At 67.5% G+C, this 19,710-nt stretch carries 19 protein-coding genes and 1 pseudogene; 19 read left to right on the top strand and 1 reads right to left on the bottom strand.

Annotation, left to right across the window (positions count from 1 at the left end):
* Window positions 1-74 precede the first annotated feature (74 nt).
* From AAFN88_RS15725 to AAFN88_RS15645, 17 genes and pseudogenes are all read left to right on the top strand, one after another.
* Entirely contained in the window at window positions 75-1,292 is a 1,218-nt protein-coding gene (locus AAFN88_RS15725; RefSeq protein WP_347521336.1) for a deoxyguanosinetriphosphate triphosphohydrolase, read from the top strand.
* Window positions 1,289-3,043 carry an arginine--tRNA ligase gene (argS, locus tag AAFN88_RS15720; RefSeq protein WP_347521335.1) on the top strand — a complete coding sequence of 585 codons (1,755 nt, stop codon included), beginning with the start codon at window positions 1,289-1,291 and terminating at the stop codon, window positions 3,041-3,043. The genes AAFN88_RS15725 and argS overlap by 4 nt, the downstream gene beginning before the upstream one ends.
* The gene (locus tag AAFN88_RS15715) at window positions 3,044-4,102 is read left to right on the top strand and encodes an SPOR domain-containing protein (RefSeq protein WP_347521334.1); all 1,059 of its coding nucleotides are present in this window, start codon (window positions 3,044-3,046) and stop codon (window positions 4,100-4,102) included.
* Window positions 4,102-5,136 (top strand): beta-N-acetylhexosaminidase, encoded by a 1,035-nt coding sequence (gene nagZ / locus AAFN88_RS15710; RefSeq protein WP_347521333.1) that lies wholly within the window; start codon window positions 4,102-4,104, stop codon window positions 5,134-5,136. Before AAFN88_RS15715 ends, nagZ begins: the two co-directional genes overlap by 1 nt.
* Entirely contained in the window at window positions 5,136-5,837 is a 702-nt protein-coding gene (locus AAFN88_RS15705) for a site-2 protease family protein (protein WP_347521332.1), read from the top strand. Before nagZ ends, AAFN88_RS15705 begins: the two co-directional genes overlap by 1 nt.
* Before the next feature lie 42 nt (window positions 5,838-5,879).
* A complete protein-coding gene (locus AAFN88_RS15700) occupies window positions 5,880-6,689 on the top strand; it encodes a ScpA family protein (protein ID WP_347521331.1) in 810 nt (269 codons plus the stop codon).
* Between the two features lie 260 nt (window positions 6,690-6,949).
* A pseudogene (gene scpB / locus AAFN88_RS15695) lies at window positions 6,950-7,483 on the top strand (SMC-Scp complex subunit ScpB); the annotation flags it as partial.
* 467 nt (window positions 7,484-7,950) lie between these two features.
* Window positions 7,951-9,018 (top strand): ABC transporter ATP-binding protein, encoded by a 1,068-nt coding sequence (locus AAFN88_RS15690; protein ID WP_347521330.1) that lies wholly within the window; start codon window positions 7,951-7,953, stop codon window positions 9,016-9,018.
* 91 nt (window positions 9,019-9,109) lie between these two features.
* On the top strand, window positions 9,110-9,358 hold the full coding sequence (locus AAFN88_RS15685) for a twin-arginine translocase TatA/TatE family subunit (RefSeq protein ID WP_347521328.1): 249 nt from the start codon (window positions 9,110-9,112) through the stop codon (window positions 9,356-9,358).
* Window positions 9,359-9,408: 50 nt separating this feature from the next.
* Window positions 9,409-9,915 (top strand): Sec-independent protein translocase protein TatB, encoded by a 507-nt coding sequence (tatB, locus tag AAFN88_RS15680; protein WP_347521327.1) that lies wholly within the window; start codon window positions 9,409-9,411, stop codon window positions 9,913-9,915.
* Window positions 9,912-10,802 carry a twin-arginine translocase subunit TatC gene (gene tatC, locus AAFN88_RS15675; protein ID WP_347521326.1) on the top strand — a complete coding sequence of 297 codons (891 nt, stop codon included), beginning with the start codon at window positions 9,912-9,914 and terminating at the stop codon, window positions 10,800-10,802. The genes tatB and tatC overlap by 4 nt, the downstream gene beginning before the upstream one ends.
* 98 nt (window positions 10,803-10,900) lie before the next feature.
* The gene (locus tag AAFN88_RS15670; protein WP_347521325.1) at window positions 10,901-11,971 is read left to right on the top strand and encodes a YeeE/YedE family protein; all 1,071 of its coding nucleotides are present in this window, start codon (window positions 10,901-10,903) and stop codon (window positions 11,969-11,971) included.
* A 241-nt stretch (window positions 11,972-12,212) separates the two neighbouring features.
* Complete coding sequence (serS, locus tag AAFN88_RS15665) at window positions 12,213-13,505, top strand: serine--tRNA ligase (RefSeq protein ID WP_347521324.1); 1,293 nt, start codon at window positions 12,213-12,215, stop codon at window positions 13,503-13,505.
* On the top strand, window positions 13,498-14,280 hold the full coding sequence (surE, locus tag AAFN88_RS15660) for a 5'/3'-nucleotidase SurE (protein ID WP_347521323.1): 783 nt from the start codon (window positions 13,498-13,500) through the stop codon (window positions 14,278-14,280). The genes serS and surE overlap by 8 nt, the downstream gene beginning before the upstream one ends.
* Window positions 14,277-14,963, top strand: coding sequence for a protein-L-isoaspartate(D-aspartate) O-methyltransferase (locus AAFN88_RS15655; protein WP_347521687.1), 687 nt, complete (start codon window positions 14,277-14,279; stop codon window positions 14,961-14,963). Before surE ends, AAFN88_RS15655 begins: the two co-directional genes overlap by 4 nt.
* Window positions 14,960-16,183, top strand: coding sequence for a M23 family metallopeptidase (locus AAFN88_RS15650; protein WP_347521321.1), 1,224 nt, complete (start codon window positions 14,960-14,962; stop codon window positions 16,181-16,183). Before AAFN88_RS15655 ends, AAFN88_RS15650 begins: the two co-directional genes overlap by 4 nt.
* Before the next feature lie 19 nt (window positions 16,184-16,202).
* The gene (locus tag AAFN88_RS15645; RefSeq protein WP_347521320.1) at window positions 16,203-16,529 is read left to right on the top strand and encodes an antibiotic biosynthesis monooxygenase; all 327 of its coding nucleotides are present in this window, start codon (window positions 16,203-16,205) and stop codon (window positions 16,527-16,529) included.
* 65 nt (window positions 16,530-16,594) lie between these two features.
* Here the strand turns inward: AAFN88_RS15645 and AAFN88_RS15640 are convergent, their stop codons facing one another.
* Complete coding sequence (locus AAFN88_RS15640; protein ID WP_347521319.1) at window positions 16,595-17,470, bottom strand: ATP-binding protein; 876 nt, start codon at window positions 17,468-17,470, stop codon at window positions 16,595-16,597.
* Window positions 17,471-17,704: 234 nt separating this feature from the next.
* Here AAFN88_RS15640 and yajC point away from each other — a divergent pair, with 234 nt between their 5' ends.
* Both yajC and secD read left to right on the top strand, forming a co-directional pair.
* Window positions 17,705-18,079, top strand: a complete 375-nt coding sequence (yajC, locus tag AAFN88_RS15635) for a preprotein translocase subunit YajC (protein WP_347521318.1) — start codon at window positions 17,705-17,707, stop codon at window positions 18,077-18,079.
* 41 nt (window positions 18,080-18,120) lie between these two features.
* Window positions 18,121-19,695 carry a protein translocase subunit SecD gene (secD, locus tag AAFN88_RS15630; RefSeq protein ID WP_347521317.1) on the top strand — a complete coding sequence of 525 codons (1,575 nt, stop codon included), beginning with the start codon at window positions 18,121-18,123 and terminating at the stop codon, window positions 19,693-19,695.
* Window positions 19,696-19,710 lie beyond the last annotated feature (15 nt).

Genomic DNA, 19,710 nt, shown 5'->3' with positions numbered 1-19,710 from the left:
CCCCAGGGAAGCCCCTCAAAAGGCGCAGAAAACCGCCATTGCGTAACACATCCTGAAGCCGTAGGTTCGCGCCCATGTCGCGCCCGGATATGCCCCTGCCGAGTCTGCCCGCCGCCTTCGCCTGCCGGCCGGAGGACAGCCGCGGGCGCGATATCGCGGAGCCCGAAAGCCCGACCCGGACCTGCTTCCAGCGCGACCGCGACCGCATCGTCCATGCCGGCGCCTTTCGCCGCCTGAAGTACAAGACCCAAGTCTTCGTCTATCACGAGGGCGATTACTACCGTACGCGCCTGACCCACTCCATCGAGGTGGCGCAGATCGCCCGCTCCATCAGCCGCGCCCTGGGCCTCAATGAGGATCTGGCCGAGGCCGTGGCGCTGGCCCACGACCTGGGGCACACCTGCTTCGGCCATGCCGGGGAGGACGCGCTGAACCAGGCCATGGCACCTTACGGCGGCTTCGATCACAACGAGCAGACCTTCCGCATCCTGACGTTGCTGGAGCAGCGCTATGCGGAGTTCGACGGCCTGAACCTGACCTGGGAGACCCTGGAGGGCATCGTCAAGCACAACGGCCCGCTGACCGGCCCCGCGGCGCGGGTCAAGGAGGGGGAGGGCGAGACGGTGCCGGCCACGGTGGCCGCCTACTGCCGCGACAAGCGCGACCTGGAGGTGGCGACCTTCGCTTCCGCCGAGGCCCAGGTGGCCGCTCTTTCCGACGACGTCGCTTACAACAACCACGACATCGATGACGGCTTGCGCGCCGGTCTGTTCTCGCTGGACGACCTGCGCGACCTGCCGCTGGTCGGCCCGGTGCTGGCCGAGGTCGAGGCGCGCTACCCGAAGCTGGAGGAAGGGCGGCTGATCCACGAGACCATCCGGCGGGTCATCGATCACATGGTCTCCGACCTGCTGGCCGAGACGCGCCGGCGCATCGCCGAGACCCGGCCGGCATCGGCCGCGGCGGTGCGCGCCCTGGCGGCGCCGCTGGTTGCCTTTTCCGACGAGATGCGCCAGAACGACCGCGCGCTGCGATCCTTCCTCTTCGCCCGCATGTACCGCCACTACAAGGTCAACCGCATGACCACCAAGGCCAAGCGGGTGGTGCGCGAGCTGTTCGAGCACTACCTGGCCCGGCCCGACTGCCTGCCCGACGAGTGGCAGGCCGCGGCGCGGGACCTGGCGGAACCCGAGCGGGCGCGGCTGGTGGCCGACTACATCGCCGGCATGACCGACCGCTACGCGCTGGACGAGCACGTCAAGAATTTCGATCTTCGAGTCAAGAACGCATGAACGTTTTCAGATACTTCAAGGACATTGTTGTTTGTGAGCTTGAGCAGATGGCCGGGGCCGGCGAGCTGCCCTCCGGGCTCGACACCGCCCGGGTGGCGGTGGAACCGCCGCGCGAGCGCGGCCACGGCGATCTCTCGACGAACGCGGCCATGGTGCTGGCCAAGGCGGCGGGCAGGAAGCCGCGCGACCTGGCCGAGGCCCTGGCGGCGCGCCTTGCCGAGGTGGCCGATGTCACGGAAGTGGAGGTGGCCGGGCCCGGCTTCATCAATCTGCGCCTCGACCCTGCGGTGTGGTACGCGCGCCTGGCGGAGATCCTGAAGGAAGGCACCGCCTACGGCGCCAGCGACATGGGCGCCGGCGAGGCGGTGAACGTCGAGTATGTTTCCGCCAACCCGACCGGGCCGCTCACGGTCGGCCACGCCCGTGGCGCCGTGGTCGGCGACGCCCTGGCCGGGCTGCTGGCCAAGGTCGGCTACAAGGTGACCAAGGAGTATTACATCAACGACGCCGGCGGGCAGGTCGACACCCTGGCGCGCTCGGCCTATCTGCGCTACCGCGAGGCCCTGGGCGAGGATATCGGCGAGATCCCCGAAGGCCTCTATCCCGGCGATTATCTGAAGGACACCGGCAAGGCCCTGGCCGCACGCGACGGCGACAAGTGGCTCGGCAAGGACGAGGGCGAATGGCTGCCCGTGGTGCGCCAGTTCGCCATCGATTCCATGATGGACCTGGTGCGCGCCGACCTGGATTTCCTGGGCGTCCACCAGGACGTGTTTTCCTCCGAGCGCAAGCTGGTCGAGGCCGGCGGCGTGGAGGAGGTGCTGAAATTCCTCGAGGCCCGCAGTCTCACCTACACCGGCGTGCTGGAGCCGCCCAAGGGCAAGACGCCGGAGGACTGGGAGCCGCGCCCGCAGCTTCTCTTCAAGGCGACGGAGTTCGGCGACGACGTCGACCGGGCGCTGAAGAAGTCCGACGGGTCCTGGACCTACTTCGCCGGCGACATGGCCTATCACCTGGACAAGTTCCGCCGCGGCTTCGCGACCATGATCGATGTCTGGGGCGCCGACCACGGCGGCTACGTGAAGCGCATGACCTCCGGCGTGAAGGCCCTGACCGAGGGCCAGGGCGAGCTGGACGTGAAACTCTGCCAGCTGGTCAACCTGAAGCGCGGCGGCGAGCTGGTGAAGATGTCCAAGCGGTCCGGCACCTTCGTCACCCTGCGCGAGGTCATCGAGGAAGTGGGCAAGGACGTGGTCCGCTTCATCATGCTGACCCGAAAGAACGACGCGACCCTGGATTTCGACCTGGTCGAGGTCATGGAGCAGTCCCGCGACAACCCGGTTTTCTATGTCCAGTACTGCCATGCCCGCTGCTGTTCGGTGCTGCGCCACGCAGCGGCGGAAATGCCGGGAGTTTCCCTAGATCCTGTGTCTTTGGCGGGCGCGGACCTCAATCGCTTGACCGACTCGGGGGAGCTTGATCTGATTAAGCTCTTGGCGGAATGGCCCCGTCTGCTTGAAAGCGCGGCGGATGCTCACGAACCACATCGGGTGGCCTTTTATCTCTACGATCTGGCGGGCGCCTTCCACGGCCTCTGGACCAAGGGCAAGGACAATGCGGAATTGCGCTTTCTGCTGCCGGACGATCCGGCGATGACGGCGGCGCGCCTGGCTCTGGTGCAGGCGACTGCTTTCGTGATCGCTTCGGGTCTGGAGATCTTCGGTGTTACGCCGGTTGAGGAGATGCGCTGAATGGCGAACGAGCCGGGACGCGGCCGGAACGGCGACGACGACGAACTGACGGCGGGCTCGCCCCCCTTCAGCGATGAGGGCATGCGCCGCATCATCTACGGCCGGGACCGCGGGGCCGACAGCCGCAGTACCGCCTTCGACGAGGACACTGCCGAGCTGGAGGCCGGCCTGCGCGGGCGCCGCAGCCTGGTGCCGATCGTCACCGCCCTGGCGGCGGTGGCCTGTTTCGGCGCGATTGTCTGGTACGCCTACACCTGGGGGACCGGCAAGATGGCCAGCGAGGAGCTGCCCGTGGTACGCGCCGAGCCCATGCCTGAGAAGGTGAAGCCGGAGCAGCCCGGCGGCATGGAGGTGCCCTATCAGGATAAGCTGGTGCTGAATGACGGCTCGGCGGAGGGGGAGGGACGCCAGGTGGAGCGCCTGCTGCCGGCCCCCGAGACGCCGCAGCCCCCCCAGCCCCTGCAGCCTGAACCCCTGGAGAACTCCGCCGAGGCGGCACCTTCCGAGATGGCCCGGGCGGGCGGCGAGGACTCGGCGCCGGCCGAAGCCGCCGAAGCCCCCCTGATGGCCGAGGCCCCCGAAGCCGCCGGCGAGGATCCGGCGGCAGCGGAAGCGCCCGTGGAGATGGCCGACGCCGGTGTCCTCAAGCCGATCCCGAAGCCGGAGACGGCGACCCCGGACGACGGCGACCAGATCGCCGCGCTGCTGGAGCAGGCGCCGCTCGAGACGGCGAATGGAGCGGCGGCGCCCGAGAAGGCGGCAGGTCCGGTGGCGACGCAGGCGGCCCCGGATCAGACGGCGGCCCTGACAGCGGGCGAGGTGGTGCTGCAGCTTTCCTCGGTGAAATCCGAGGCGGCGGCGACCCAGGAGTGGGGGCGCCTCCAAAAAGCTCACCCCGAGCAATTGGGCGGTCTCAGGCTGGCGCTGGAAGCAGCGAAGGTGAAGGGAGTGACCTATTACCGTGTCCAGACCGGGCCTTTCGCCAGCCGAGACGCGGCGGCCAAGGTCTGCGCTCAATTGAAAGCCCGCAACCAGGACTGCCTCGTCACACAACGCTGATGCCCAACACCGCCGACCTGCCGACGCCGACCGCGGCCATTTACGGATGCGCGGGGCTTAGTCTCAGCGCCGCTGAAGAAAGCTTCTTCCGCGCCGCCAATCCTTTCGGCTTCATTCTCTTCCAGCGCAATTGCGAGTCGCCGGATCAGGTGCGCGACCTGGTGGCTGCCTTGCGCGCCAGCGTCGGGCGCGACGACGCTCCGGTGCTGATCGATCAGGAGGGCGGGCGTGTCGCCCGGCTGAAGCCGCCGCACTGGCGTGCCGCGCCGCCGGCCAGCTTCTTCGGGCGGCTGGCCAGCCACGACCGGGAGCGGGCTCAGGAGGCCTTGAAGCTGAACACCCAACTGCTGGCCGCCGAGCTGACCGACCTGGGCATCGATGTCGACTGTGTCCCGCTGCTCGACCTGCAGTTCCCGGGTGCCCACGACGTCATCGGCGACCGCTCCTTCGGCGGCGATCCGGAACTGGTGGCCGATCTGGGCCGTGTGGTCTGCGAGACCATGCTGGCCGCCGGGGTCATGCCCATCGTGAAGCACATTCCCGGCCACGGCCGCGCTCGTGTCGACAGCCACAAGGGTCTGCCGGTGGTCGGCACCGCCAAGGCCGAACTGGAAGCCACCGACTTCAAGCCGTTCAAGGCTCTGGCCGACGCCCCCTGGGCGATGACCGCCCACGTGGTCTACAGCGCGCTGGACGCCGAGCGCCCGGCGACGACATCACCCGGCGTCGTCTCGCAGGTGATCCGCGGCGAGATCGGTTTCGACGGCCTGCTGCTGTCCGACGATCTCTCGATGGAGGCCCTGAAGGGCAGTCTCGGCGAGCGCGCCGAGGCCTCGCTGGGGGCCGGCTGCGACGTCGCACTGCACTGCAACGGCAAGCCGGACGAGATGGAGCAGGTGGCCGCCGCCGTCGGCCCGCTGACGGCAGAGGCCCAGCGCCGTATCGCCGCCGGCCGGGCGCGCCTCGGCTCCCCCGAGGCGGTCGATGCCGCGGCCTTGCTGCGGCGCCTGGAAGCGATCATGAATATCGCCTGATGCCCCTTCTCGATATCGACTTCTCGGCGCAGGCCTACACCATTTCCACCTGGATCCTGCCGATCCTGCTGGCGATTACCCTGCACGAGGCGGCGCACGGGATCATCGCCTGGTCCTATGGCGACGATACGGCCTACAAGCTGGGGCGGGTGACCCTCAACCCGCTGAAGCACATCGATCCCTTCGGCACCATCGCGCTGCCAATCCTGCTCTACGTTTCGCCGCTGCCCTTCGTCTTCGGCTACGCCAAGCCGGTGCCGGTCGCTTTCCACCGCCTGCGCAAGCCGCGCCGCGACATGGTCTACGTGGCCGCCGCCGGGCCGCTGTCGAACCTACTGCTGGCGGTCATCTCGGCGCTGCTGTTCCACCCGGCCGGCTTGTTCCCCGACCCGGCGGCCGATTGGCTGCGCCAGACGCTGCTGAATTCGATCTTCCTGAACCTGGTGCTGGCGGTCCTCAATCTGCTGCCGCTGCCGCCGCTGGACGGTGGGCGCATCGCCGTGGGGATTCTCCCCCTCAGCCTGGCCGTGCCGCTGGCGAAAATGGAGCGCTACGGCCTGATTCTGCTGGTGGCGGCCTTCTTCCTGCTGCCCTACGCAGGGCGGGCCTTTGGTGCTAACCTGTCGTTCTTCGACACGGTGATTCGCACGCCGGTGATGTGGCTGATGCCGTTTTTCACTTGGCTGGCGGGTCTGTCCTAGGAGAACTGCAATTTTTGAGGGTCCGAATGAGGAGTTCCAGCCGTGAGTGAGGTGGTTCCCTTCGAGGAGGGGATCGAGGGCGCGCGCAGCGCGACCCGCGACCGGCTGCTGCTGGAACTGGACGGCTATGCCGGTCCGATCGACGTGCTGCTGGAACTGGCGCGCGACCAGAAGGTCGACCTGAAGCATATCCGCATCCTGGACCTGGCCGAGCAGTACCTGGAATTCGTGAAGGAGGCGCGGGCGATCCGCCTTGAACTGGCGGCCGACTATCTGGTCATGGCGGCCTGGCTGGCCTACCTGAAGTCGCGCCTGCTGCTGCCGGAAACCGGCACCGAGGAGGAGCCGAGCGGCGCCGAGATGGCCGCCGCCCTGAAGTTCCAGATGCAGCGCCTGCAGGCCATGCGCGACGTCGGCGAAAAGCTGATGGCGCTGCCGCAACTCGGCAACGACAGTTTCTGCCGGGGGACGCCGGAGCGCGTGAAGACCCGCACCACGACCACCTACGATGCGACGCTGTTCGACCTGCTGAAGGCCTATGGCCGCCAGCGTGCCAAGGCCGGCCCGAAGAACCTGCAGATCCGCGCGACCGAGCTTTTTTCCGTCGATCAGGCGGTGACCCGACTGTCATCCATGCTCGGCGCTATGCCGGGCTGGCGTACGCTGTCGACCTTTCTGCCGCCCGAACTGCAGATACATGGCGACCCGCTGCTGCGGCGATCCGCCCTGGCGTCGACCTTCGCCGCGACCCTTGAGATGTGCAAGGCAGGCAAGCTGCGCATTCGGCAGGATGGTAGCTTCGGGCCCATCTATCTGCGCAGCGCCGCCGAGGAGCAACAGGAGCAAGCATGAACTCCGAAACCCCAGAAATCGAAACGCCTGAGGCGACCGAGACGGAGGATTCCGGGCCGGAAACGCCGGAGACCCCGGCCGTCGAGGCGGACACCGAGGGCGCGGAAGATGGCGAGGTCGCTGCGGCCGCCTTGGCGGTGGAGGGCGCCGACGACCAGATGCAAGAAGACCACGAAGAGGGCGACATCGCCGCCGCCGCCGAGGATGAGTCCGGCGATGAGTCCGGGGAAGCTGAGGCAGCCCCGACCGACTTCGACAACCTGCGCCTTGTCGAGGCGCTGCTCTTCGCCTCGGCGGAGCCCCTGGCCCCGGCCCAGCTCGCCCGCTTCCTACCTGAAGATGTGAAGATGGAACCGCTGCTGGCCGGCCTGGAGGCGCTCTATGCCAACCGTGGCGTGAACCTGGTGAGGCGCGGCGGCCGCTGGGCTTTCCGCACCGCCGAGGATCTCGCGCCGCGCATGGAGTTGGAGAACAAGGTGGTGCGCAAGCTGTCGCGCGTCGCCCTGGAGACCCTGGCGGTGATCGCCTACCACCAGCCCGTCACCCGCGCCGAGATCGAGGAAGTGCGCGGTGTCGCACTCTCCAAAGGCACTCTCGACGCCTTGTTGGAAATCGGCTGGATCCGGCCCAAGGGACGCCGCAAGACGCCGGGCCGCCCCGTCACCTGGGGGACCTCGGACGCCTTCCTCGACCACTTCGGCCTGGAGGGGCTGGATGCTCTGCCGGGCGTCGAGGAGCTGAAGGCCGCCGGTCTGCTCGATACCCGCCCGGCGCTGACCGCGCTCGGCGACCGGGGGCTGCTCCCGGCCGCCGGCGACGTGATGCCGGAAGAGGTCGACGAGGACGAGGACGACGACGAGAGCGAGATCATCGAAGGCAGCGAGCGGGAGCTGCTGGAGGCGACCTTCGGCGAGGAGATGCTGCCGCAGGAAGTCGATCTCTCGGAGGCTGAGGAGGACGGCGCCGAAGACGGCCTGGAGGACGAGGTTCTGGAGGCGGCCGGCGACGACGCCCGGGACGATGCCGGGGACATCAGCGCCGGGGGCGCGGAAGACGGCGATCTCGAAGAAGGAGAAGGCGACACGGAAGTCGCGGCGGAAGAGGACTTCGACGAAGCCGACGACGAGCTGGAAGACGAGCTGGAAGAGGCCGCCTTCGCCGGGGACGAGGAAGAGGACACCGCTGACGAGGCGGAGGATCGAGACGAACCCCAGCGGAGCACCGGTTGACCCGCGCGGCCGGCCGATCCTGAGCGCCCCCCATGTCGTCGCTATCCCTGGAACACGTGAGCCATGCCTTCGGCGACCTGCTGGCGGTCGATGACCTCAGCCTGACGCTGGAGCCGGGCGAGGTGGTCTGTCTGCTGGGCCCCTCGGGCTGCGGCAAGACCACGGCGCTCCGGGTCGCCGCGGGCTTGGAGACGCTGCAGCAGGGGCGGGTGCTGATCGATGGGGAGGTGGTCGCCGGCGAGGGCCGCGAGCGGCCGCCCGAGGAACGCTCCGTCGGCTTGGTGTTCCAAGACTACGCTCTCTTTCCCCACCTCTCCGTGGCCGACAACGTGGCCTTCGGGCTGCGCCGCCTCGCTGCCGCCGAGCGCCGCGCCCGGGTGGGCGAGGCGTTGAAGCTGGTCGGCATGGCCGCCTCCGCCGAAGCCTATCCGCATATGCTCTCCGGCGGCCAGCAGCAGCGCGTCGCCCTGGCGCGGGCCCTGGCACCGCGCCCGCGGGTCATGCTGCTGGACGAGCCCTTTTCCAACCTGGATGCCCGGCTGCGCCAGCAGGTGCGCGATGATACCCTGCACGTTCTCAAGCAGAGCGGCACCACCACGCTGATGGTCACCCATGACCCGGAAGAGGCCATGTTCATGGCCGACCGCATCGCGCTGATGCGCGATGGGCGCATGGTTCAGCAGGGCACGCCGGCCAATCTCTACTACGAGCCCGCGGATTCCTTCGTTGCTTCTTTTTTCGGTGAAATCAACCAATTGGACGGTGTTGTTAAAGCGGGAGAGGTGGCGACGCCCTTTGGTGCGGTGGCGGCCGGCGGCTTGCCGGACGGTAGCCCCGTACAGGTTCTAATCCGCCCGGAGGCCTTGCATCTGACGCCCGTGGACGATGGCTGCCCGGTGCCGCCGCACAGCGTGGCGGTCATGGCCGCCCGCCTCATGGGCCGTACCAGCCTGATCCACCTGCGCAGCCTTGAACTGCCCGAGGGTTCGCCTCATTTCCATGCCCGGGTGCCGGGGCGCTTTCTTCCCCCCGAAAGGCAATGTTTGGCGGTGGCCCTGGACCGGGCGCAAGCCTTTGTTTTTCCCCGTGAGGGCCGTTAACTCTCCTGTCCAGGAGCGTTGCGGCGGCTGGGGCTTTTTGCGATAGTCCGCCTCAATAGGCGGTTAAGACTAAAATTAGGGAGATCCCGGAATGGGAACCTTTAGTATCTGGCACTGGCTCATCGTGCTGGTAGTTGTGCTCGTTCTGTTCGGCGGCGGCGGCAAGATTCCCAAGCTGATGCGCGACATGGGACAGGGCATCAACGCCTTCAAGAAGGGCCTCAAGGAAGAAGGCAAGAAGAAGGAAGAAGATACGGCCGGCGACAGTCCCAAGGTCATCGACCAGGACGGCGCGGCCATGTCGTCTTCCGAGGAAAAGGACAAGGCGGCCAACGGCTGAGGCCGGGCCGGCCGCGTCCTTGCGCCATGCCTTCGCGATGATGGGCGCCCATGTTTGATATCGGTTGGTCCGAGATGGCGGTGATCGCCTTGATCGCCCTTGTCGTAATCGGACCGAAAGATCTTCCCAAAACGATGAAGACCATTGCGCATTGGATGCGCAAGGCTCGATCGCTCACGCGCGAGTTCCAGTCCGGTATCGACGAGATGGTCCGCGAGGCGGAACTGGACGACGCCAAAAAGGCCCTGGAAGCGACCCGCGGGGGCAATCTGCAGCGCACGCTCTCCAACGCCCTCGACCCGGACGACGAGGTCGGCGGCGAGGTGCGCGCCATCGAGAAGGAAGCGCGCAGCGAGGGCGGTTCTCCGTCTTCCGAGGCGGGGCAGGGCGAGGAGAGCAATGCCGAGAAGGCGGCGGCCAAGATGCCTTCGGCGAACGTGGCGCCTGCCCACTCCCTGACGCCGCCGGGGGAAGACTCCCCGCAGGCCGGCACTGCCGAGGGTGGAGGCGAGCCCGCTCCGGCCTCCGGTGACGAAGGGTCCAAGAAGACCGCATGACCACCGTGACGGACAACCCCGACGACAAGAAGATGCCGCTGCTCGACCATCTGATCGAGTTGCGCCAGCGGTTGCTTTATTCGGTGATCGCGTTGCTGTTGGTCTTCCTGGTCTGCTTCTTCTTCGCCGAACAGATCTTCCAGTACCTCTCGCAGCCCCTGGCCGACGTCATGATCGCCAATGACGTTTCGGAACGCTATCAGCGCATGATCTTCACGGCGCTGACCGAGGTCTTCTTCACTTACGTGAAGGTGGCGTTCTTCGCGGCGGCCTTCATCTGTTTTCCGGTCTTCCTGGTGCAGTTCTGGCTCTTCGTGGCGCCGGGCCTCTACAAGCACGAGAAGTCGGCCCTGGCGCCCTTCCTGGTGGCGACGCCCTTCCTGTTTTTCCTGGGGGGGTCGCTGGTCTACTACATCATCTTCCCCTTCGCGGCGGAGTTCTTCATCGCTTTCCAGGTGCCCGCCAGCGAGAACTCGCTGGCGATCGAACTCGAGCCGAAGGTCAACGAATATCTCTCGTTGATGATGCAGCTCATCTTCGCCTTCGGGCTGTGCTTCCAGCTTCCGGTGGTCATGACGCTGCTGGCGCGCGTCGGCCTGGCCACTTCCAAGGGCATGGCGGCCAAGCGCAAGTACGCCATCGTCGGCGTCTTCATCGTCGCGGCGGTCTTCACGCCGCCGGACCCCTTGAGCCAGCTCAGCCTGGCGGTGCCGATCGTCCTGCTCTACGAGATCTCCATCATCATGGCGAAGATGGTCGAGAAGAAGCGCGCCGAGGCCCAGGGCGAGGACGAGTACGGCGACGACGACCTCGAGGACTTTGACGGCGAGGACGAAGGCGCCGAGGCCAAGGACGGGGACGACGATAAGGTCCCGCCGGCCCCCTGACCCGCTTTCGCGACCGGGGTATGTGACCTGAATCAACGCCGCGGTAGGAATTGTCCGCTAATAAAGTGGAAATTCCGACTGTGGCAGGCTCTTTCCCCATGGATATCAACTGGATCCTCGACACGACCGGTGACACCGGGGCCGCGGCCCTGGTCGGTCTGACGGTGGGGATCATCTTTGGCGTGTCCTCCCAGCGCAGCCGCTTCTGCCTGCGCGCCGCCACGGTGGAGTTCGCCCGCGGACGGCTGGGCCCGCGCATGGCGGTGTGGCTGCTGTGCTTCTCGACGGCGGTGTTCTGGACCCAGGCCTTCGCCCTGTCCGGCCTGGTGCCCTTGGAGCAAGCGCGCTGGCTGTCCGCGCCCGGCTCGTTGTCCGGGGCGATCCTGGGCGGCCTCGTCTTCGGCGCCGGCATGGTGCTGGCGCGCGGCTGCTCCGGACGGTTGCTGGTGCTGGCCGCCGGGGGCAACCTGCGGGCGCTGCTTTCAGGCCTGGTCTTCGCGGTGACGGCGCAGATGTCGCTTTACGGCGTCTTGGCCCCGGTGCGCGAGGCCCTGGCGCGGCTGTGGCTCACCGGGCCGGCCAACATCGAAATCACCAGCTTTCTCGGCCTCGGCCCCTATGCCGGCGTCGCCATCGGCGCCGTGCTGGCGCTGATCGCGCTGGTCGCCTCTTGGCGCTCCGGCATCGCCTGGCCGGTACTGGTTTTCGGCTCTGGCGTGGGTTTCTCGGTGGGGGCGGGATGGCTGCTGACGGCCATGGTCTCCAGCCAGGCTTTCGACCCGGTCTCCGTGGAGAGCCTGACCTTCTCCGGCCCTTCGGCCGATACGCTGATGTTCTTCATGACCGCCTCCGACACCGTCGACTTCGACGTCGGGCTGATCCCCGGCGTGTTCGTCGGCGCCGCCCTGGCCGCGCTGCTGGCGCGCGAGTGGAAGCTGGAGGGCTTCGAAGGCGCCAAGTCCATGCGCCGTTATCTGAGCGGCGCGGCCATGATGGGGTTCGGCGCCATGCTCGCGGGCGGCTGCGCTATCGGCGCCGGCGTCACTGGCGGCTCCACTTTCGCCCTCTCGGCATGGCTGGCGCTCACCGCCATGTGGGTGGGGGCGGTGTTGACCGACCATCTGGTCGACCAGCCGAAAGCCGGCGCCCGCGGGGCCGCGGCGGTCTGACGCGTTAACTTCCGTAAACGCCCGTTCTTCAGATATCACTTTAAGTTGGCGGCACTTTTCGAATCGGAACATCGGTTTCGACTCTGGCCTTGGGGCGGACGCTAAAGCTAAGCCCTGGATTCCTGTAGTATTTTTCGGGCGTTTCGGGGACGAATCGGGGCAGTCGGGCGTGGACAGGGGCGCCGGCTGGGCCGTATAAGTGGCCCGATTCGCCTGTAACAAACCCGAGTCGCGTGCCCCTATGTACGACATCAGATGGATCCGTGAAGAGCCCGACGCCTTCGATGCGGCGATGAAGCGCCGCGGGCTGGAGCCGCTCTCGGCGGAGGTTCTCGCCCTCGATGCAGAGCGCCGCGAGGCGCAGACCGGGCTGCAGTCGATGCAGACCCGGCGCAACGAGGCGTCCAAGGCCATCGGCGAGGCCAAGCGCAAGGGCGAGGACGCCGCGGCGCTGATGGCCGAGGTGGCGGGCCTGAAGGACAAGATGGCCGCGGCCGAGGAAGACGAGCGCCGGCTTGCCGCCGGGTTGCAGGACCTCCTGAGCGGCCTTCCCAACGCGCCGCTGCCCGAGGTGCCCGACGGCGAGGACGAGAGCGCCAACGTCTGCTTGCGCAGCCATCTGGAGCCGCGCCGCTTCAACTTCGCGGCCAAGGAGCACTACGAGCTGGGCGAGGCGCTGGGTTATCTCGACTTCGAGGCGGCGGCCAAGCTCTCCGGTTCGCGCTTTGTCGTCATGCGCGGCAAGGTGGCGCGTCTGCACCGGGCGCTGGCGCAGTTCATGCTGGACCTGCACACCACCGAGCACGGCTATACCGAGGTGGCGCCGCCTTTGCTGGTGCGTGACGAGATTCTCTACGGCACCGGGCAGCTTCCGAAGTTCGCCGAGGACCAGTTCCGCACGACCAACGACATGTGGCTGATCCCCACCGCCGAGGTGCCGCTGACCAATCTGGTGGCGGGGGAGATAATCGCTGCCGAAGGCCTGCCGCTCCGGGTCACGGCCCTGACGCCCTGCTTCCGCTCGGAAGCGGGCTCTGCCGGACGCGACACCCGCGGCATGCTGCGCCAGCATCAGTTCGAGAAGGTCGAGATGGTGTCGATCACCACGCCGGAGCAGTCGGCCGACGAACTGGAGCGCATGGTGAACTGCGCCGAGACGGTACTGCAGCGCCTCGGCCTGCCGTACCGCACCATGGTGCTGTCGACCGGCGACATGGGTTTCGCGGCGGCCAAGACCTATGACGTGGAGGTGTGGCTGCCCGGTCAGGATGCCTATCGCGAGATCTCGAGCTGCTCCAACTGCACCGACTTCCAGGCGCGGCGCATGAAGGCGCGCTTCCGGCCGGCCCAGAGTGGCAAGGGGGGCGAGAAGGGCACGCGCTTCGTTCACACCCTGAACGGCTCCGGCGTGGCGGTGGGGCGCTGCCTCATCGCGGTGATGGAGAACTATCAGCAGGCCGACGGCTCCATCGAGGTGCCCGAGGCGCTGCGACCCTACATGGGCGGCCTGGAGGTGATCGCTGCCGATGGCTAAGGGCGGGATCAATCTCAAGAAGGCGCGGGTGCTGATCACCAACGATGACGGCATTCACGCGCCGGGCCTGAAGGTCCTGGAGAAGCTCGCCAAGACCTTGAGCGACGACGTCTGGGTGGTGGCGCCGGAGACGGAGCAATCGGCGACCAGTCATTCTCTGACCCTGCGCCGGCCGCTGCGCGAACGGCGCCTTGGCGCCAAACGCTTTTCCGTCGACGGCACGCCGACCGACTGCGTGCTGGTCGCCCACCACCGTATCATGGCGGATCATCCGCCCGACCTCGTGCTCTCCGGCATCAACGACGGCGGCAATCTGGGCGAGGACGTGACCTATTCCGGCACCGTGGCCGCGACCATGGAGGCGGCGCTGCTCGGTATCCGCGCCATCGCCTTCAGCCAGCAGCGCCAGGCCGACGGCGCCGTGCGCTGGAAGGTGGCGGAGAAGTTCCTGGGAAAGATCGTGCGCCGCCTGACGGCCATGGAATGGCGGCGCGACCTGCTGGTCAACGTGAACTTCCCGGCGGTGGCGCCGGACGAGGTGCAGGGCATCCACGTCTGCCGCCAGGGCCGCCGCGATCAAGGCACTACCGTGACCGAGGGAGAGGACCCCTCGGGCCGCCGCTTCGTTTGGATCGGCGGCTACCAGGTCGACGAGTCGCGGGACAGGGATACCGATTTGGCGGTGACGGCGCGCGGGGGGATATCCGTGACGCCGCTGCACCTGGACCTGACGCACCGGGGGACAATGAAGAAGATGCAGGGGATCTTCGACTGATGGTGGCGTCGCGCAAGATCCGTCTGGTCATGGAATTGCGCCGCGCCGGGATAGCGGATACCGACGTCCTTTCCGCGATCGAACGCATTCCGCGCGAGGCCTTCACGCCTGAGAGCTTTCGCCATCAGGCCTACGAGAACATGGCCATCCCCATTGGCCAGGGACAGACGCTCAGCCAGCCCCAGGTGGTGGCCCTGATGACGCAGGCGCTGCGCGCCAGCCGGCGCACCAAGGTGCTGGAGGTCGGCACCGGCTCCGGCTATCAAGCCGCCGTGCTGTCGCGCCTCTGCCGCCGGGTCTACACCATCGAGCGCTTCAGGGAGTTGCTGCAGATCGCCGAGACACGCTTCGCGTCGTTGCGTCTGCACAACATCACCACCCGCCATGGCGACGGCTGGAAGGGCTGGCGCGAGCAGGCGCCTTTCGACCGCATCATCGTGACGGCTGCGGCTGTGGACGTGCCCGGAGCTTTGGTCGATCAACTGGCCGAGGGCGGCCTCATGGTCCTTCCGGTCGGCCGGACTTCGCGCGACCAGGCGCTGCTGCGGCTGACCCGCACGGCCGACGGCCTGGTCGAGGAACACTTGAGCGACGTGCGCTTCGTGCCCTTGGTCGAAGGCGTGCCCGACGACGGCGTGGCTTTGGGGTCCGGTTTCATTCAACGCAGCGAGGGAATGGCATGAGCAGGCCCCGGCGATGGTCGGCTTGCCTGGTTCTGGCTGCCGCCGGCGTGCTGCTGGCCGGCTGCTTCGCCGCGCCCAACTACCGCCCCGTCGGATTCGTGACGCCGAAGGACCCGCCGCCGTTGCCGCAGCGCAAGCCGGTCCCGCCGGCGAGCCTGGCTGCCTGGGGCCAGCCGGTGGAAACCGCCGCGGCCCAGCCCCTGGCGGCGGCGCCGTCGGCCGCCGTGGAGGTGCAACAACTGGCGCCCTTGACGGCGGTCAGCCAGCCGGTCCCGATGCCGGCGGCCAAGCCGCTCGCGGCGGCGCAGCCTGCGGCCGTTCAGCAGGCCTCGGCGATGCTCGCCGGCGGCCGTTACGTGGTCGCCAAGGGCGACAGCCTCTACGGCATCGCGCGGCGTTTCGGTTTGCCCATCCGCGCGGTTATCGACGCCAACAAATTGCAGCCGCCTTACGCTCTTTCCGTCGGTCAGGCACTGACCATTCCACAGGCGCAGGTGCACGAGGTGGCGGTCGGCGACACGGTCTACAACATCGCCCGCCGCTATAATGTCGACCGCAGCGAGCTGGTGCGCCTCAACGGCATCCAGCCGCCCTACAGCATTCCGCTGGGCCAAAGGCTGATCCTGCCGACACCGGACTCCGCCGCTGGCGCCGAGGCCACCGCCGTCGCCTATGCGCCGCCCGAAGCCACGCCGCCGCAAGCCGCGCCGCAGGCGGCGCCGCGCGATCTGCCCGAGGCGCCTGCGAACGAGGGGCAACGCAAGCCGCCGCGCTCCAAGGCGGAGACACGGGCCGCCCTGGCCAATCCACCGGCCCGCGCCGGCTCCGCTTTCCACTGGCCGGTGCAGGGGCGGGTGCTGTCCTCCTTCGGCGCCAAGGAGGGCGGCGAGCACAACGACGGCATCAACATCGCCGCGCCGCGCGGCACGCCGGTGCGCGCCGCCGAGAACGGCGTCGTCGCCTATGCCGGCGAGGAGCTGAAGGGGTTCGGCAAGCTGCTGCTGATCAAGCACGCCAGCGGCTGGGTGACCGCCTACGCCCACAACGAGCAACTTCTGGTCGCCGCCGGCGACCGCGTGAGCCAGGGCCAGACCATAGCCCGTGTCGGCAGCAGCGGAAACGTCGAGCGCCCGCAGCTGCATTTCGAGGTGCGGCGCGGGACCCGCGCGGTCAATCCGGAAACTCAACTCGCGCCGCGCACCGCCTCGGCGGCGAACTAGCCTGCCGGGAGCAGAGTCCATGCACGCTGTCATCTTCGAGATCTGGCCCAAGGCGGAATACAAGGGCGCCTATCTCGACATCGCCGCCTCCCTGCGCGCCGAGCTGGAGCAGATCGACGGCTTCATCTCGGTAGAGCGGTTTTCGAGCCTCACGGAGGAGGGCAAGCTGCTCTCGCTGTCGTTCTGGCGCGACGAGGAGTCCATCGCCCGCTGGCGCAGCCAGAGCGGGCATCAGGCCGCGCAAGGGCGGGGACGCCGCGAGCTCTTCGCGGACTACCGCCTCCGGGTCGCCTCGGTCGTCCGCGACTATGGCCCGCACGACCGTGACGAGGCGCCGCAGCCGTAAAGCAAGAGGCGTACAAGAGCCGGCGCCTCGAAACTCCGCCGCCGCGCCCGGGACAAGCCCCGGCCTCAGTCGTCCAGGCGCTTGCCCAAACGGCCGGCCAGATCCTGGATGTACTGCCAGGCGACGCGTCCCGAGCGCCCGCCGCGGGTGACCGACCACTCCTTGGCTTCGGCGTGCAGCTGATCGTTCGGCAGGTCCAGGCCGTAGCGTCTGGCGTAACCCTCGATCATCGCGAAGAAGGTGTCCTGGTCGCAGTTGTGGAAGCCGAGCCAGAGGCCGAAGCGGTCCGAGAGGCTGACTTTTTCCTCCACCGCCTCGGAAGCGTGGATCGCGGTCGATCGCTCGTTCTCGATCATATCGCGCGGCATCAGGTGGCGGCGGTTGGAGGTGGCGTAGAAGATGACGTTGGCCGGGCGCCCCTCGATACCGCCCTCCAGCACCGCTTTCAGCGACTTGTAGCTGGCATCCTCACCGTCGAAGCTCAGATCGTCGCAGAACAGTACGCAGGGGCGCTTGACGCCGCGCAGATGGCCCAGCAACTGCGGCAGGCTGGGGATGTCCTCGCGGTGGATCTCCACCAGGGCCAGCCGGGGCGAGTCTCCGCGGTCGTCGTTGACCTTGGCGTGGACGGCCTTCACCAGGGAGCTCTTGCCGGCGCCGCGCGAGCCCCACAGCAGGGCGTTGTTGGCGGGCAGGCCGTCGGCGAAGCGCCGGGTGTTCTGGTACAGAGTCTCGGTCTGGCGACTGATGCCTTGAAGAAGCGTGATGTCGACCCGATTTACATGGTGAACCGGGTCCAGCCGGTCGCGTTCGGGGTTCCAGACGAAAGCGTCGGCTCCGTCCATGTCGACCGCCGAAGAAGGGGCGGGGGCGAGTCGCTCCAAAGCCTCGGCGATACGCTGGAGAACCGGGAGGAGGTTGTCAGGGTCTGGGCTGTTCATCTATGCTCCAAGGAACAAACTTTAACAGGCTGAAATTGGCCGCGAAATCTATTGCGGCTCGGGCTTTCGGTCAAGCGGCCGGGCGGTGAGCGGGACGGGATCCCCGCCGGCGCGCGGTGGCGTTGCAATTCGCGCGCTTGCCGTTATAGTCCGCCGGTCTGACTGCTCGGAAGAGGTCTAAGTATGCTTATTTCGCCCGCCTATGCCCAGGCTGCAGGAGCCGGGGGAGCGGATATGTTCACGTCGCTCCTGCCGATTTTCCTGATCATCATCGTTTTCTACTTCCTGCTGATCCGTCCGCAGCAGAAGAAGGTCAAGCAGCATCGCGAGATGGTCTCGGCGCTGCGCCGTGGCGACAAGATCGTCACCGCCGGCGGCCTCATCGGCACCGTAACCAAGGTGGTCAACGAGACCGAGGCCATGGTCGAACTGGCCGAGGGCGTGCGGGTCCGCGTGATGCGCCATACCATCCAGGAAGTGCTGAGCAAGACCGAGGCCGCGCCCGCCAAGGGTGAGGGGGGCGCCAAGCCCGCCAACGACCAGGGCAACAAGCCCGGCGGCCTGCTGGGCAGCCTCTTCGGCGGCAAGAAGCCCGACAACAAGTCCTGAGTCCTCCCTGAGGCCGGGACCGCTCTGGAAAGCGCTCTTCGATGGTCCATCTTCCGCGCTGGCAAGTCATTCTGATCCTCCTGGTGGTTGTGCTGGGCGTGATCTATGCCTCGCCGAACCTGCTGTTCAGCCGCGACCAGGCCAACGAACTGGCCGTGGACGCCGGTTGGGTGCCGCATCAGCAGATCAGCCTGGGACTCGACCTGCGCGGCGGCGCCCACCTCCTTGCCGAAGTCGACCTGGATTACGTCTTCACCGAGGATCGTGAAAACCTGGCCGAGGATATCCGTCGCGAGTTCACCCGGGACAACATCGGCTACAGCGGCCTAGGCGATCTGGGCGAGAACGTGGGCGTGACTCTGAACAGCCCGGCCGACGCCGACAAGGCGCGCGATGCCGTCGCCGGCCTGAGCCAGGGCCTGCAGATCGACATCGACGACGCCGGCGTCATTCGCGTGGCCTTCACCGAGGCGGAGACGCGCGCCCGCGCCAACCAGATCATGGCCCAGGCCATCGAGGTGATTCGCCGGCGCATCGACGAGTTGGGGACCCGCGAAGCCTCGATTCAACGCCATGGCGACGACCGCATCCTGATCCAGGTCCCCGGCCTCGACGACCCGCAGCGCCTGAAAGAGATCATCGGCAAGACGGCCGTTCTGACCTTCCGCTTCGTGAACGAGAACGTGCGTCCCGGCGGGCCGGTGCCGCCGTCTTCGGAAGAGCTGCCAGCCGCCGACAGCGGACGGCCGGGCCTGCCCGACAGCTATGTGGTCAGCAAGCGGATCATGGTCTCGGGCGACAGCTTGACCGGCGCCAGCGCGACCTTCGATCAGGGGCGGCCGGTGGTGTCCTTCGCCTTCGATGCGCAGGGCGCCAAGCGGTTCGGGGAAGCCACACGCGACAACGTCGGCAAGCTCTTCGCCATCATTCTCGACGACCAAGTGATTTCAGCGCCGGTGATCAACGAGCCGATCCTCGGCGGGCGCGGCATCATCTCCGGCAGTTTCACGACCCAGGAAGCCCAGGATCTGGCGCTGCTGCTCCGCGCCGGGGCGCTGCCGGCGCCGATCACCTATCTGGAGGAGCGCACGGTGGGGCCGGGCCTGGGTGCCGACTCCATCCTCGCCGGCGAGATCGCCTCGGTACTGGGGCTCGTCTTCGTGATCATCTTCATGGTCGGGGCCTACGGCCTGTTCGGCGCCATGGCCAGCATGGCGCTGGTTGTGAACCTTGTTCTCTTGATGGCCGCGCTTTCGGTGCTGCAGGCCACGCTGACCCTGCCGGGTATCGCCGGTATCGTGCTGACCATCGGCATGGCGGTCGACGCCAACGTGCTGGTCTTCGAGCGCATCCGTGAGGAGATGCGGTCCGGGCGCGGCCCCGTTACCGCGGTGGATGCCGGCTACCGGCGCGCCATGAAGACGATCTTCGACTCCAATCTGACCACGCTGATCGCCGCGGTGTTGCTGTTCCAGTTCGGCTCCGGCCCGATCAAGGGCTTCGCCGTTACCCTGTCGCTGGGGCTGATCACCTCGATGTTCTCGGCCATTATGGTCACGCGCCTGATGGTGGTCGCCTGGCTGCGCAGCCGCCGGCCGCAGGCCCTGGCGCTCTAGTACCCACTATCAGGA

This window comes from Pelagibius sp. CAU 1746, from assembly GCF_039839785.1.
Lineage (GTDB): Bacteria > Pseudomonadota > Alphaproteobacteria > Kiloniellales > Kiloniellaceae > Pelagibius.
The sequence above is the reverse complement of the archived record's forward strand: the minus strand, read 5'-3'. Positions and strand labels throughout refer to the sequence as shown.